The 13,857-nt window shown below is 71.2% G+C and carries 12 protein-coding genes; 9 read left to right on the forward strand and 3 right to left on the reverse strand.

What is annotated here, in order from left to right; translation table 11 throughout:
- The first annotated feature begins 21 nt into the window (after positions 1-21).
- The 4 genes from AC1DVZ_RS10825 to AC1DVZ_RS10840 all read left to right on the forward strand — a co-directional run bounded on the left by AC1DVZ_RS10825 (position 22) and on the right by AC1DVZ_RS10840 (position 4,001).
- Positions 22-1,182 carry a LolA family protein gene (locus AC1DVZ_RS10825; protein ID WP_477618200.1) on the forward strand — a complete coding sequence of 387 codons (1,161 nt, stop codon included), beginning with the start codon at positions 22-24 and terminating at the stop codon, positions 1,180-1,182.
- Positions 1,179-2,216, forward strand: a complete 1,038-nt coding sequence (locus tag AC1DVZ_RS10830; protein WP_477618201.1) for an ABC transporter ATP-binding protein — start codon at positions 1,179-1,181, stop codon at positions 2,214-2,216. The genes AC1DVZ_RS10825 and AC1DVZ_RS10830 overlap by 4 nt, the downstream gene beginning before the upstream one ends.
- Positions 2,203-3,090 (forward strand): ABC transporter permease, encoded by an 888-nt coding sequence (locus AC1DVZ_RS10835; RefSeq protein WP_477618202.1) that lies wholly within the window; start codon positions 2,203-2,205, stop codon positions 3,088-3,090. The genes AC1DVZ_RS10830 and AC1DVZ_RS10835 overlap by 14 nt, the downstream gene beginning before the upstream one ends.
- 83 nt (positions 3,091-3,173) lie before the next feature.
- A complete protein-coding gene (locus AC1DVZ_RS10840) occupies positions 3,174-4,001 on the forward strand; it encodes an SDR family oxidoreductase (protein ID WP_477618203.1) in 828 nt (275 codons plus the stop codon).
- Positions 4,002-4,029: 28 nt separating this feature from the next.
- Here the strand turns inward: AC1DVZ_RS10840 and AC1DVZ_RS10845 are convergent, their stop codons facing one another.
- Positions 4,030-5,667 carry an ABC-F family ATP-binding cassette domain-containing protein gene (locus AC1DVZ_RS10845; RefSeq protein WP_477618204.1) on the reverse strand — a complete coding sequence of 546 codons (1,638 nt, stop codon included), beginning with the start codon at positions 5,665-5,667 and terminating at the stop codon, positions 4,030-4,032.
- A gap of 118 nt (positions 5,668-5,785) precedes the next feature.
- On the opposite strand from AC1DVZ_RS10845, the gene AC1DVZ_RS10850 reads away from it, so the two are divergent.
- Positions 5,786-7,414, forward strand: coding sequence for an AMP-binding protein (locus AC1DVZ_RS10850; RefSeq protein ID WP_477618205.1), 1,629 nt, complete (start codon positions 5,786-5,788; stop codon positions 7,412-7,414).
- 25 nt (positions 7,415-7,439) lie between these two features.
- On the opposite strand, the gene AC1DVZ_RS10855 is transcribed toward AC1DVZ_RS10850, so the two are convergent.
- Positions 7,440-9,659, reverse strand: a complete 2,220-nt coding sequence (locus tag AC1DVZ_RS10855; protein ID WP_477618206.1) for an MMPL family transporter — start codon at positions 9,657-9,659, stop codon at positions 7,440-7,442.
- A 23-nt stretch (positions 9,660-9,682) separates the two neighbouring features.
- Here AC1DVZ_RS10855 and AC1DVZ_RS10860 point away from each other — a divergent pair, with 23 nt between their 5' ends.
- The 3 genes from AC1DVZ_RS10860 (at position 9,683) to AC1DVZ_RS10870 (ending at position 12,035) form a co-directional block, all read left to right on the forward strand.
- Positions 9,683-10,234, forward strand: coding sequence for a MarR family winged helix-turn-helix transcriptional regulator (locus AC1DVZ_RS10860; protein ID WP_477618207.1), 552 nt, complete (start codon positions 9,683-9,685; stop codon positions 10,232-10,234).
- A 117-nt stretch (positions 10,235-10,351) separates the two neighbouring features.
- Positions 10,352-10,927 (forward strand): hypothetical protein, encoded by a 576-nt coding sequence (locus AC1DVZ_RS10865; protein ID WP_477618208.1) that lies wholly within the window; start codon positions 10,352-10,354, stop codon positions 10,925-10,927.
- A 130-nt stretch (positions 10,928-11,057) separates the two neighbouring features.
- Complete coding sequence (locus AC1DVZ_RS10870) at positions 11,058-12,035, forward strand: pirin family protein (RefSeq protein ID WP_477618209.1); 978 nt, start codon at positions 11,058-11,060, stop codon at positions 12,033-12,035.
- Positions 12,036-12,087: 52 nt separating this feature from the next.
- Here the strand turns inward: AC1DVZ_RS10870 and AC1DVZ_RS10875 are convergent, their stop codons facing one another.
- Positions 12,088-13,413 carry an MFS transporter gene (locus tag AC1DVZ_RS10875; RefSeq protein WP_477618210.1) on the reverse strand — a complete coding sequence of 442 codons (1,326 nt, stop codon included), beginning with the start codon at positions 13,411-13,413 and terminating at the stop codon, positions 12,088-12,090.
- A 174-nt stretch (positions 13,414-13,587) separates the two neighbouring features.
- Here AC1DVZ_RS10875 and AC1DVZ_RS10880 point away from each other — a divergent pair, with 174 nt between their 5' ends.
- Complete coding sequence (locus AC1DVZ_RS10880; protein WP_477618211.1) at positions 13,588-13,791, forward strand: hypothetical protein; 204 nt, start codon at positions 13,588-13,590, stop codon at positions 13,789-13,791.
- The last annotated feature ends 66 nt before the right edge of the window (positions 13,792-13,857 follow it).

The raw sequence follows: 13,857 nt of genomic DNA on the forward strand, positions 1-13,857 counted from the left end.
CCCCCACGGCACGATGGACCCATGAGCCTGTTCACGGACCACCCGGGCGCTCGTTGGGCAGCGCCGGCCGCCGCACTCGCCGTCATCGGTGCCGTCGCGCTCACGGCCAACCACGTTGCCAGTGCCGACCCGAGCCTGCCGCCCCGGTCGGCCGCGCAGCTGCTCGTCGACGTGCAGCAGGCCAACCTCAAGGGCCTGTCCGGCACCGTGGTCCAGACCTCCAACCTCGGACTCCCCGACATCAACCTCGGCGGGTCGACGCAGGGCGGGTCGTCGTCACTGACCTCACTGGTCTCGGGCACCCACACCTGGCGGGTCTGGCTCGCCGGGCCGCAGCAGCAGCGGCTGGCCCTCGTGGGCAGCCTCGGCGAGTCCGACGTGATCCGCAACGGTCGTGACCTGTGGGTGTGGTCCAGCAAGGACAAGACCGCCACTCACACGACGCTGCCCGCAGAGGGGACCAAGACGGGCGAGGGCGCCAAGCCGGCCGAGGGAACCAGGGCCCCGACCCCCGAGCAGCTGCCCAGGACGCCGCAGGAGGCTGCCCAGCTGGCCCTGTCCGCGATCGAGCCCACCACGAGCGTCGCCACCTCGGGCGCGTCCGTGGTCGCGGGGCAGCAGGCCTACGACCTCGTCCTCAAGCCCAAGGACACCGCCAGCCTGGTCGCGTCCGTGCGGATCTCGCTCGACGCCGTCCACCACGTGCCCCTGCGGGTGCAGGTGTACTCGACCAAGACGGCCAACCCGGCCTTCGAGGTCGGGTTCACCCACGTCGACTTCGCCAAGCCGGCCGCCCGTCAGTTCGTCTTCAACCCGCCGCCCGGCACCAAGGTCACGCAGTCGACCCTGGGCAGCGACGCCGGCAGGGCAGCCGCGACCAAGCCCACCGCCCCGGGGTCCAGCCCCGCGGGTGACAAGCCCAGGGTCGTGGGCACCGGCTGGACCGCCGTCGTGGTGTCGCGCCTGCCCGACGCCTCGGCCTCTGGATCCAAGGCCAGCCAGGGCGACATGGCGGGCCAGCTCCAGCGCGTCCTGAGCCTGCTGCCGAAGGCGTCCGGCTCGTGGGGCGCCGGCCGAGTCCTCCAGGGCACCCTGTTCACCGTGGTGGTCACCGATGACGGCCGGATCGCCGTGGGCGCCGTCGCCCCAGAGCGGGTGTATGCCGCGCTGGCGGCGAAATGACCCAGCTCACCGCGGCGGGCGAGCAGGCTGCGCCCGCGGGGCGACCGACCCGCTCGCCCCGGCCCGCGACGACGGCCTCCACGGGTCCGGGCGCCCCACCCGAGACGGGCCTCGCGATCTCGACGCGAGGCCTGACCAAGCGGTTCGGCTCCCAGGTCGCGGTCGACGACGTCGACCTGCGCGTCCCCCACGGTGCGGTCTACGGCTTCCTCGGGCCCAACGGCTCCGGCAAGACGACGACCATCCGGATGCTGCTCGGGCTGGTCGAGCCCACCGCGGGCAGCCGGAGCCTGCTGGGCATGGCCATCCCGCAGCAGGCCACGATCGCCCTGCACCGGGTCGGCTCGCTCGTCGAGGGCCCCGCCTTCCACCCCTACCTGTCGGGGTGGGCGAACCTCGTGCGGCTCGACGCCGCCGACGTCCTGGCCGATCCCCGCACGACCCGGGCCCGCATCGGCACCGCCCTCGACCGGGTGGGCCTGACCGCCGCGGCCGGCAAGCGCTACCGCGCCTACTCGCTCGGCATGCGCCAGCGGCTGGCCATCGCCGCCGCGCTGCTCGCGCCTCGCGACCTCCTCGTGCTCGACGAGCCCACCAACGGACTGGACCCGCAGGGCACCCGTGAGGTGCGCTCGCTCATCGGGTCCCTGGCCTCCGACGGCACGACGGTGTTCGTCTCCAGCCACCTGCTGGCCGAGGTCGAGCAGATCTGCAGCCACCTGGGGGTGATGCGCGAGGGGCGGCTGGTCGCACAGGGCACCACGTCGGAGGTGCGTGGCGGGGGCATCGTGACGCTGCACCTCGTGACCGCCCAGCCGGAGGAGGCCGCAGCGGTGCTGACCGGTCTCGGCGTCCAGTCGGTCACCACGCACGTGGGTGAGGTGCGCGGCATACCGGGCGAGCTCGAACCCGAGGCCATCGTCGCCGCTCTCGTTCGCGCCGGTGTCGGGGTGCGCTCGTTCACCGCGAGCTCCCCGAGCCTCGAGGACCTGTTCGTGTCGCTCACGGGGGAGGGCTTCGATGTCAGCGGCTGAGGCGCAGGTGGCGGGCGTCGGCGCCGCCGCGGCCAACGTGCCCACCCGTCCGAGGGGACGACGACTGTCGACGCGGCTGCTGCGCTCCGAGCTGCGCATCATCGCGGGCCGCCGCCGCAACCAGGCCGGCCTCGTCGTTCTCGCCGCGGTGCCCGTCATCATGGCGATCGCCGTCAAGGTGTCGGCGCCGCAGCCGGGAGAAGGTCCCGACTTCCTCTCGTCGATCACCGCCAACGGCCTGTTCGTCCCCCTCGCGGCGCTGAGTGTCGAGATGGGGATGTTCCTGCCCTTGGCCATGTCGATGCTGTCGGGTGACGCGATCGCGGGCGAGGCCAACCTCGGCACCCTGCGCTACCTCCTCACGGTCCCGGTGAACCGCACCCGCCTGCTCCTCGTGAAGTTCGCGTCGCTGTGCATCGGCGCCGTGTGGGGCATCGCCGCCGTGGCCCTGCCCGGCGCAGTGATCGGCATCGCGCTCTTCGGCACCGGCCCGCTGACCACCCTGTCGGGCACGCAGATCGGTTTCGGCGCAGCGGTATGGCGCGTGGTGCTCGTCATGCTCTACCTCGCCGCCGGGCTCGCCGGACTTGCCGCCGTGGGCCTGTTCATCTCGACCCTGACCGAGGTGCCGATCGCGGCCGCGATCGCGCTGATGGTGTTCACGATCGTGTCGTGGATCCTCGACGCGGTGCCGCAGCTGGGCTGGCTGCACCCGTGGTTGCTGGTCGACCACTGGCTGGCGTTCGGCGACCTCCTGCGCGACCCGATGGCCGGTGGCGAGATCGGCCGCGGCCTCTTCACCGCCGCCGGGTATGCCGTGGTGTTCTGGCTGGCAGCCTGGGCCCGGTTCGCGGGCAAGGACATCACGAGCTAGGACAGCCGGGGTCTGCTCACCGTGACGAGGGCCACGGGGCTTCCCGGTACCGGGGCTACCGCGCGGTAACTAGGCTCGCAACCATGACGACGCTCTCCGGCAAGACCATCATCATGTCCGGCGGCAGCCGTGGCATCGGCCTCGCGATCGCCGTGCGGGCCGCCCGCGACGGGGCGAACATCACGCTCATCGCCAAGACCGACAAGGCGGACCCGCGTCTCGTCGGCACCATCCACACGGCGGCCGAGGCGATCGAGGCGGCTGGCGGCAAGGCGCTCGCGGTGGTGGGCGACGTGCGCGACGACGAGACCCTCGCGGCGGCCGTCGAGCAGACGGCAGCCGCGTTCGGCGGGATCGACATCGTCGTCAACAACGCGAGCGTGCTCAACCTCAGCCCCACCGCCACGCTCGACCCCAAGCGCTACGACCTCATGCAGGACGTCAACGTCCGGGGCACCTTCATGCTGACCAAGGCGGCTCTCCCTCACCTGCTGGCCTCGCCGGACCCCAAGGTCCTGACCCTGTCACCGCCCATCAACCTGGACCCGCGCTGGTTCGCCGGCCACCCGGCATACACGATGGCGAAGTATGGGATGACGCTCGCAGCGCTGGGCTTCGCCCACGAGCTGGGCCAGAAGGGCGTCTCGTCCACCTGTCTGTGGCCGGCGACCCTGGTCGCGACCGACGCGATCGGCAACCTCCCCGGCGGCGACCAGATGGTCAAGGTCAGCCGCAAGCCCGACATCGTGGCGGACGCCGCCTGGGAGATCCTCACCACCGAGGGCCAGGGCCTCAACGGGCAGACGATCATCGACGAGGACCTGCTGCGGGCGCGCGGCGTCGCCGACTTCGCGGCGTACTCGATGACGGGCAAGGACGAGGGCCTGGCGCCCGACCTGTTCCTCAGCTGAGCGACTGACCGTATGCCGCGACGCTCGCCTAGCGCTCGCGGATGCGGCCGTCCTCGACGTGCCAGCGACGAGTGGCGGTGACGTCAGCCAACATCCGGCGGTCGTGGGTGACGAGCAGGACGGTCCCGCCGAACGAGTCGAGGGCCTGTTCCAGCTGTTCGATGGCGGGCAGGTCGAGGTGGTTGGTGGGTTCGTCGAGGACCAGCAGGTTGACCTCGCGGGCCTGCAGCAGTGCCAACGCTGCCCGGGTGCGCTCGCCCGGTGACAGCGAGTCGGCCGGTCGGTGCACGTGCTCGGCGCCCAGCCCGAACTTCGCGAGCAGCGTGCGGACGTCGGCGTCGGGCCAGGTCGGGAGGGCGTCCGCGAACGCCCGGGCCAGCGGCTGCGGCCCGAGGAAGAGCCCGCGTGCCTGGTCCACCTCGCCGACCCTCACCGACGACCCGAGGCCGGCGGTTCCCGCATCGACGGGGATCGTGCCCAACAGGACCCCGAGCAGCGTCGTCTTGCCCGAGCCGTTGGCGCCCGTGACGACGATCCGGTCGGCCCAGTCCACCTGGACGTCGATCGGCCCGAGCGTGAAGTCGCCTCGTCGCACGACCGCACCCGCTGCCGATGCCACGATCGATCCGGAGCGGGGCGCAGCGGCGATGGTCATGCGCAGGTCCCACTCCTTGCGCGGCTCCTCGACCACCTCGAGGCGCTCGATCATCCGCTCGGTCTGCCTGGCCTTGGCGGCCTGCTTCTCCGCCGACTCGGCGCGAAAGGCCGGGATGAACTTGTCGTTGTCGGTGGCCTTGCGACGGGCGTTGCGGACCCCGACCGCCATCCAGTTGCGCTGGGTCACCGCGCGCTGCTGCAGCCGTCCCCGGGTGTCGGCGTACTCCTCGTACTCCTCGCGCGCGTGCCGTCGCGCGACCTCCCGCTCGGCGAGGTAGCTGTCGTAGCCACCCTCGTAGACCCCCACCTGCTGCTGTGCCAGGTCGAGCTCGACGACGCGGGTGACGGTGCGGGCCAGGAACTCCCGGTCATGGCTGATGATGACGGCCGGGCTGCGCAGGCCGGCGACGAACTGCTCCAGCCGCTCGAGCCCGTCGAGGTCGAGGTCGTTGGTCGGTTCGTCCAGCAGGAGCACGTCGTAGCGCGAGAGCAGCAGTGCCGCCAGCCCCGCCCTGGCCGCCTGCCCGCCGGACAGGGCGGTCATCGGCATCTCGAGGTCGACCCCCAGGCCCAGCGAGGCGACAGTGGTGGCGGCGCGCTGCTCGAGGTCCGCGCCACCCAGCGCCAACCACGTCTCCAGCGCCGCGGCATACCGGTCGTCGGCGCCCGGCGCCGGGTCGGCGAGCGCCTCGGCGGCGGCGTTCATGGTGTCCTCGGCGTGGCTCACGCCGGTGCGGCGCGCGATGAACCCGGCCACGGTCTCGCCGGGTCGGCGCTCCGGTTCCTGGGGCAGGTGCCCGACGGTCGCGCTCGCGGGGGTCAGTGCGACCGAGCCCTCCTCGGGCTCCAGGTCGCCGGCGAGCAGCCGCAGCAGCGTCGACTTGCCCGCGCCGTTCGCGCCGACCAGACCGATGACGTCCCCGGACGCCACGATGAGGTCGAGCCCCGCGAAGAGCGCTCGAGCGCCGTGCCCGGCGGCGAGGTTGGTGGCCTGGATGGTTGCGCTCATGTCCCGACGGACGGTACCCGCAGCCGACCGCGCGTCGACACCGGCTTCTGTTGGCCGACCCCGCCGTTCGCCGACGAACGGACGCACGGGGTTGTGGGATGTCGGTGTGCGCGGTGGGATGACAGGCATGACAACGCTGTCGCACACCGTGGGCGAGACCGACGTCCCGCTGCTCGAGCAGACGATCCCCGACAACCTGGCTGCGACCGTGGCCCGGTTCGGTGAGCGCGACGCCCTGGTGGACGTGGCCCAGGGGATCCGCTGGACGTATGCCGATTTCGCGGCCGAGGTGGACCGGCTCGCCCGTGCGCTGCTCGCCACCGGGGTAAACAAGGGCGAGAGGGTCGGCATCTGGGCGCCGAACTGCGCGCAGTGGACGGTGGTGCAGTACGCCACGGCCACGATCGGCGCGATCCTGGTCAACATCAACCCCAGCTACCGGACGCACGAGCTGGAGTTCGTCCTGAAGCAGGCCGGCATCTCGGCGGTCTTCCTCGCCGAGTCGTTCAAGACCAGCGACTACGTCGCGATGCTCGAGGAGGTGCGCGGGAGCTGCCCGGGCGTGCGTGACTCCTACGTCTTCGGACAGGCATCGTGGGATGCCCTGCTGGCCCGGTCCGACGAGGTCACGTCGGAGCAGGTCGCGCAGGTGCAGTCGAGCCTGGACCCGCACGACGCGATCAACATCCAGTACACGTCGGGCACCACCGGCTTCCCCAAGGGTGCCACCCTGTCGCACCGCAACATCCTCAACAACGGGTTCTTCGTGGGCGAGCTGTGCCGCTACACCGAGGCCGACCGGGTCTGCATCCCGGTGCCGTTCTACCACTGCTTCGGCATGGTCATGGGCAACCTCGCGTGCACCACCCACGGCGCCGCGATGGTTATCCCTGCCCCCGGGTTCGACCCTGCCGCGACGCTCAGGGCGACCGCCGACGAGAAGTGCACCTCGCTCTACGGCGTGCCCACGATGTTCATCGCGGAGTGGTCGCTCCCCGACTTCGCGGCATACGACCTCTCCTCGGTGAGGACCGGGATCATGGCTGGATCGCCGTGTCCTGCAACGATGATGACCAAGCTCATCGACGCCGGGATCACGGAGGTGACGATCGCCTACGGGATGACCGAGACGTCGCCGGTGTCGACCCAGAACCGCACCGACGACACGTTCGAGCAGAAGGTCGGCACGGTCGGCCGCGTCGGACCGCACCTGGAGATCAAGGTGGTCGAGCCGGCGACCGGGGAGACGCTGCCGCGTGGTGAGGCCGGCGAGTTCTGCACCAAGGGCTACTCGGTGATGCTCGGCTACTGGGAGCAGCAGGACAAGACCGACGAGGTGCTGGTCGACGGGTGGATGCACACCGGGGACATCGCGGTGATGGACGACGACGGCTACGTGCAGATCACCGGCCGGATCAAGGACATGGTCATCCGCGGTGGGGAGAACGTCTACCCCCGCGAGATCGAGGAGTTCCTCTACACCCACCCCGACATCCTCGATGCCCAGGTGATCGGGGTGCCTGACGAGAAGTACGGCGAGGAGCTGTGCGCGTGGATCCGCATGAAGGAGGGCGCCGAGCCGCTCGATGCCGCCGCGGTGCGGGCCTTTGCGACCGGCAAGCTCGCGCACTACAAGATCCCGCGCTACGTCACGATCGTCGACGAGTTCCCGATGACCGTGACCGGCAAGGTGCGCAAGGTCGAGATGCGCGAGAAGTCCGTCGCCGACCTCGGCCTCTCGACCTGACCTTCCCCCTCTGTTGGAAGTGGAACTACCGGAGATCCGGCAGTTCTGGTTCCAACAGGGCGGGTCGGCGGTGTGCGGCCAAGGGGTGGCTCGGCCACCAGAACCGCTCGCCGAGGAGGCTCACGACAGCCGGGACCAGCACCGATCGGACGAGCAGGGTGTCGAGCAGGACGCCGAAGCCGACGATGACGCCGATCTGAGCCAGCTGCACCAGGGGCAGCACGCCCAGCACGGCGAAGACGGCGGCGAGCAGGACGCCCGCGCTGGTGATCACACCGCCGGTGACGGCCAGGGCCGCAACGATCGACTCGCGCGCGCTCACGCCTCCGGCGGCCTCCTCGCGAGCCCGTGTGGCCAGGAAGATGTTGTAGTCCACGCCCAGCGCCACGAGGAAGAGGAAGGCCAACAGGGGGGTGCTGACGTCGAGCGGCGGGAAGCCCAGGACGTGCTGGAAGGCGAACCAGCTCGCGCCCATGCTCGCGACATAGGTGGCCACGACCGTCGTCACCAGCACCAGGGCGGCCACGACCGACCGCAGGAGCAGCAACAGGACGACCAGGACGATCCCGAGGATGAGTGGGAACAGCAGCAGCCGGTCTCCTTCGGTCGTCGTGCGGGCGTCGAGTGCCTCCGCGTCCGCGCCGCCGACCACGGCGTCGGCACGCGGGACGGCGTGGACCGCAGCACGCAGGGCCCCCACCTGGTCGAAGGCAGCGGTGGTGCCCGGGTCTGCGGTCAGCACCACGTCGAGCTGGACCAGCCGGGAGTCGCCGCCGGCGGTGCGGACGTCCTGGACTCCCGGCACGGTCCTGGCGGCGCTGACCACGGCGTCGGTGGCGGCCCGGTCGGCGATGACGACAGCCGGCTCGCTCGTGCCGGCTGGGAAGGCCCGCGCCAGCTGCTCCTGGCCCACCACGGCCTCGGGCTTGTCGAGGAACTGCTCCTGGGGTGACTGGCCGATCGACAGGCTGGTGCCGCCCAACGCCAGGGTCACCAGCACAGCGACCGAGGCGACGCCCACGACGACCGGTCGACGGGTCACCGCCTCCCCGAGCCGCTTCCACACTCCCGCGTGACTGGGGTCGAGCGTGCCGACCCGCGGCACGAACGGCCAAAAGAGTCGGCGCCCGAACAGCACCATGGTCGCCGGGAGGGCGAGGAGTGCATAGGTGAGGGCGATGGCGATGCCCACGGCACCGGCATACCCGAGGGACCGGGCGAACGGGTCGTCGGCGAGGCCGAGGCTGAGGAGCGCGAGGATCACGGTGCCACCGCTGGCGAGGATCGCCGGCGCGGCGGAGCGCAAGGCCGCACGCATGGCCTCGTGGCGGTCCTCGGTGCGGCGCAGCTCCTCGCGGTAGCGGGCGATGAGCAGCAGGGCGTAGTTGGTCCCGGCCCCGAACACCAGCACGGAGGTGATACCGGTGACGGCGCCGTCGGCGCGCAGGTCGGTGGTTCGGCTCAGCAGGGCGATTACCTTGCTCGCGACCTGGTCGCCGGTGCCGACCACGGTCAGCGGCACGAGCCACAGCCATGGGCTGCGGTAGGTGAGCAGCAGCAGGATGGCCACCACCGCTGCGGTCGCCCCGAGGAGTCGGATGTCCGCACCGTCGAAGACGGCGCCGATGTCGGCGGCGAAGGCCGGACCTCCGGTGACGACGGCGGTGACCCCGTCGGGCAGGTCGGCCGCCACCGCCGACCGCAGGGCAGCCACGGCTTCGGACACTTCGGCATCCGCCAGGTCGGCGCGCAGCGGCACCACGACCAGCGCGGTAGACCGGTCCGGCGAGAGCTGGGGCGCAGTCGCAGCTGCACCGGAACCTGCTCCGGCACCTTCGCCGGCACCGGTCGGCGCGTTCGGCGCCCATGGGGTGACGGCGTCGACGACACGTGCTCGGGACCCCTGGAGGGCCTGCGCATCGGCCTGGCTCAGAGTGCCGCCAGGCCTCGTGTAGACGACGACGGCGGACGCGACGCCGCTCGACGGCAGGCTCTCGCGCAAAGCGGCGGCGCGGGCGGCCTCGGCGCTCGACGGCAGCGACGCAGCCGTGGTGGCGACCGGCGCCGGCTCCCCGGCGAACGCGAAGGCCGCTCCCGACACGACGATGGCCAGCGCGACGACCACCCACTTCGAGCGCGGTCCGTTCAACCGTCCGAGCGCGCGCCCGAGCGGCCCGAACAGGCCGTGGTCGAGGCCGCGGGACGCGGCGTGGTGGCGATCCTGTCCATCTTGGAATAGTTCCACGATGGAAACACTACACTCACCCCATGAGCACTCGCCACCCCGGGTACCCGCGTCCTCGTGAGCGAGGCCCGGCCGGCGACGCCGTGTCCTCGGCGATCATCGACGCCCTCCGATCCTTCACCACCGCGATGGACCGCTACATCGATGTCCATGGCGGCGCCGTCGGGATGCACCGGACCGACCTGGTGGCGCTCGGGCACGTCATGGAGGCCGGGCGCGCGGGGGTCCACCTGACGCCGACCGAGCTGGCCGCCGCGCTCAACCTCAGCGCTCCGGCGACCTCGGCCCTCCTGACCCGGCTCGAGGGCGTCGGCCACGTGCAACGCACCCACGCCAGCAGCGACCGTCGGCGGGTGGCGATCGAGATGACCGACAACGCGATGGCGGTCGGTCGCCAGGTGTTCGGTCCGCTGGCGGGGGAGATGCAGGCCGCGATCGGTGCGTACAGCCGGGCGGACCAGGAGCTCGTGTTGCGGTTCCTCACCGACGTCCTCGATGCCACTGCTCGGGCCACCCAGCCGCGTGGTCAGGGCGGTTCCGACCCCGCCCCGACGGAGGGTCGACACCGGAGCTGAGACCTCCTCCAGCGCGCTGACCTGCGCAAACGCGCGGGCGCGAGGTGGACGTGGCAGCGGACCTGCCCTAGGTTGCCAGTGCCGGGGACCCCGTTCCGGCCCAACCCAGGAGGGCTCATGAAACCCATCGTCTGGATCATCGTCATCGTCGTCGTCGTGGCTGTCGTCGCCTGGCTCGTCATGATGAACAGGAGCCGCCAGCTCGAAACCCGTCGCGAAGAAGCGGCGGAACTGCGGACCGAGGCGGGGCAGCACGACCGCGACCACCGCGAGCGGGACGCCGCGGCCGCCGAGGCCCAGGCGCAGGCCCAGAAGGCCAGGGCCGAGGCGCAGGAGCAGCAGGCCCGGGCGGTCCAGCTCGAGTCGGAGGCCCAGCGACGGGCCGAGGATGCCGAGGCGGCGCGCGAGAACCGCGACGAACAGCTTCGGCGGGCGGACGAGCGCGACCCCGACGTCGACGTGTCCGAGGGGAAAGCCGAGACGGAGACCGAGACGGTGGAGGCTGACCGAGCTGGCGACGGCCGGGCGGACGGTGGCGACGGCCGGGGGGACGCCCGTCGCGACGCGGCCGACGAGGACCGCATCGGCGAGCGCGAGGAGGCCGACCGCGAGGTGGCCGAGCGCGAGGAGGCCGAGCGCGAGGAGGCCGACCGCGGGGAGGCCGACCGCGGGGACCGTCGCCCGCAGGTCTGACGACACCCGAGGCCCGGTCAGCAGCACGCCTGCGGCCGGGCTTCGTCGTCGGCGACCGGTGGGGGGAATGGGTTGACGCCCGCGCTGGTTCTACGGGATAGTTGAAATTCGAACTAGATCGGGAGTGACCATGCCTGCTGTCTCCGTCGCCGACCTCACGGTCCTGCCGCGCGTCCCCGCGCCCGGCGCCATCGCCGAGCAGCGCCGCGTCCGGTCCGTGACCAGCGCCCCCAGCGGACTCGAAGGGGAGGGATTCCCGGTCAAGCGCGCTTTCGCCGGCGTCGACCTGCGCGACCTCGACCCGTTCATCCACATGGACGAGATGGGTGCGGTCGAGTACGCGCCCGGCGAGCCCAAGGGAACTCCCTGGCACCCGCACCGTGGCTTCGAGACGGTCACCTACATCATCGACGGCATCTTCGACCACCACGACTCGTTCGGCGGCGGCGGCACGATCACCGACGGCGACACCCAGTGGATGACCGCCGGATCCGGGATCCTGCACATCGAGGCCCCGCCCGAGCACCTCGTGGTCAGCGGTGGCCTCTTCCACGGGTTCCAGCTGTGGGTCAACCTGCCGAAGGTCGACAAGCTCAAGGCACCGGCCTACCAAGACCTCCGCTCCAGTGAGGTGGGCCTGCTCACCTCCGCGGACGGCGGCTCGCTGCTGCGCGTCATCGCCGGCGAGGTCGGCGGAGTGCAGGGTCCCGGCTCCACCCACACCCCCATGGCGATGGTCCACGCGACCGTGGCTCCCGGCGGCGAGCTGTCCCTCCCGTGGCGGCGGGACTTCAACGCCCTCGTCTACGTCATGAGCGGTGACGGCTTCGTGGGCCCCGACCAGACGCCGGTCGGCCCCGGCCAGCTCGCCGTCTTCGGACCCGGCGACGCGATCCAGCTGTCCTCGGCCCGCACCCAGCAGGAGCGGTATGCCGCGGGACTGGACGTCGTCGTGCTCGGTGGCCTCCCGATCCGCGAACCCGTCGCGTGGGCCGGCCCGTTCGTCATGAACACCGAGGCCGAGGTCCGCAGGGCCTTCGAGGACTACCAGGCCGGCCGCCTGGGTCAGCCCGTCCCGCACGGGGACGTCGGCGGCGGCACCGCCTGACCGCGCGAGTCTGAAGGATCGTCGGGGCCCTGGTCCTGCGGATCCTTCAAACTCAGGGCGCCGGAGCCTGCTGTGGCACGGCTGCCGGCGCCGCGGCATACCGGTCGCGCAGCTGGCGGTAGAAGCGGCTGGTGAGCGCGTAGGTCGTCAGCGCCAGGCCCAGCAGTCCGGCGAGGACGAAGACCAGGGCGATGCCGCGCGTCGGCCCGGTGCCGAACCACGAACCGATCCAGTCCGCTCCGACCCCGTCGGTCATGAACGGGATGAAGGCGAACTGGGCCAGCGGGCTGATCAGGAACGCCGTCAGCGGCGAGGCGGACTGCTCCACGCTCTGGGCGAACCCGAAGACCCGCCCCTGCCGCTCGTAGGGGACGACCTTCTGGAGCACCGTCTGCTCGGAGGCCTCGACGTACGGGATCAGTGCCATGTAGACGACCATCCCGACGGCCAGCCAGATGATCGAGTTGCGCATTGGGAAGACCACGGTCGTCGTCCACATCGCGACGTTGAGGAGCAGGATGAGTCGCACCGGGTTGGAGGACAGGCCGGTGCGGGTGATCAGCAGCCCCGTGATGATCAGGACGCCGGACAGGGCGCCCCAGAGCAGGCCCCACGTCTGCACCGACACCATCGACAGGCCGTAGGCGTCCATGAGGGCCATGAACACGCCGCCGAGGAAGTTGTTGATCGTCGAGAACACGATGAGCGCAGGCATGCCCGGTATGCCGCGGACGACCTTCACGGTGCCCGCCAGGTCGACCTTGTGGTCGCCGCCGTCGGCCGCCGAGTCGACGTGCGAGGGGAGCTTCACGAACGGCAGGTGCACCAGCGCGAGCCCGATCACGACGAGGGCCAGGACCAGCACGCCGAACATGCCGTTGGCGCCGACGAGCAGGCCGCTGATCACCGAGGTGACGAGGAACGACACCCCCGAGGTGGTGCCGACGAGCCCGTTCGCGCGGTCGCGCTGGTGCTCGGGGACGAGCGCGGTGACCACGGTCGGCAGGGCGATCGTGCGCAGGTTGCCCGCGATCATGCCGGTCATCAGGAGGACCACGAAGACCCACAGGCGCACGCTCGTCGGGTCGGTGAACTCCTCGCGCGGCGTCACGAGGTAGAGCCCGAACGAGGCGGCATAGAAGACCAGCGAGGCCAGGGCCGACCCCTGCATGACGGCCTTCTTCGAGTGGTGGTCGACCAGGCTGCCGAACCAGATCCCGGTGAGCATCGTGGCCACGAGGAAGATGCCGGCGATCATGCCCGTCGCGAAGACCGACCGCGTCTCGAGGTAGACGAAGAAGGTGATGGCGAACCAGACCGTGAAGTTGATGACCGACACGAGCAGCACGTTCGCCAGCAGCTGCACGAACGTGGGCATGAAGGTGTCGCTCCACCTCAGCCGGTTGCGTGTCGCATCGGGATGCGCTCGGTCCGTCACAGGTCCTCCTCGGGTCACCAGTATCGACCCGGACCGGTCGGCGAACTCATCGCGGTTTGCCTCATCCCAATGAGATACGATACGGTACGTAGCGTATTGAAAGGAGTGAGTGACATGACCCGTTCCACCACCCGAACCCGAACCCGCGCCGCAGAGCGCGCCGGCCGCCACTCGCGCGGCCACGCCAAGTACCCCCACGACTACCTGCACAGCGACCGCCCCTACGCCGAGACCCAGTCCGACATCGGCGGCGGCCTCTTCCTCGGTGCGATCACGCTGATCGCCCTGATGACCCTGATCGTGGTCGGCCTGGTCTGACCAGGTCGAGCCCGCACCACCCACGCAGCACCGCGCACCGCCTCGCGCCCGTCGTCCAGCCCCTGG

This window comes from Pedococcus sp. P2_E5 (assembly GCF_056403895.1).

What these genes read in the sequence shown, in the direction of transcription:
- AC1DVZ_RS10825 (WP_477618200.1), top strand. Translation starts at nt 22, where the DNA reads ATGAGCCTGTTCACGGACCACCCGGGCGCTCGTTGGGCAGCGCCGGCC.
- AC1DVZ_RS10830 (WP_477618201.1), top strand. Translation starts at nt 1,179, where the DNA reads ATGACCCAGCTCACCGCGGCGGGCGAGCAGGCTGCGCCCGCGGGGCGA.
- AC1DVZ_RS10835 (WP_477618202.1), top strand. Translation starts at nt 2,203, where the DNA reads ATGTCAGCGGCTGAGGCGCAGGTGGCGGGCGTCGGCGCCGCCGCGGCC.
- AC1DVZ_RS10840 (WP_477618203.1), top strand. Translation starts at nt 3,174, where the DNA reads ATGACGACGCTCTCCGGCAAGACCATCATCATGTCCGGCGGCAGCCGT.
- AC1DVZ_RS10845 (WP_477618204.1), bottom strand. Translation starts at nt 5,667, where the DNA reads ATGAGCGCAACCATCCAGGCCACCAACCTCGCCGCCGGGCACGGCGCT.
- AC1DVZ_RS10850 (WP_477618205.1), top strand. Translation starts at nt 5,786, where the DNA reads ATGACAGGCATGACAACGCTGTCGCACACCGTGGGCGAGACCGACGTC.
- AC1DVZ_RS10860 (WP_477618207.1), top strand. Translation starts at nt 9,683, where the DNA reads ATGAGCACTCGCCACCCCGGGTACCCGCGTCCTCGTGAGCGAGGCCCG.
- AC1DVZ_RS10865 (WP_477618208.1), top strand. Translation starts at nt 10,352, where the DNA reads ATGAAACCCATCGTCTGGATCATCGTCATCGTCGTCGTCGTGGCTGTC.
- AC1DVZ_RS10870 (WP_477618209.1), top strand. Translation starts at nt 11,058, where the DNA reads ATGCCTGCTGTCTCCGTCGCCGACCTCACGGTCCTGCCGCGCGTCCCC.
- AC1DVZ_RS10875 (WP_477618210.1), bottom strand. Translation starts at nt 13,413, where the DNA reads ATGCCCACGTTCGTGCAGCTGCTGGCGAACGTGCTGCTCGTGTCGGTC.
- AC1DVZ_RS10880 (WP_477618211.1), top strand. Translation starts at nt 13,588, where the DNA reads ATGACCCGTTCCACCACCCGAACCCGAACCCGCGCCGCAGAGCGCGCC.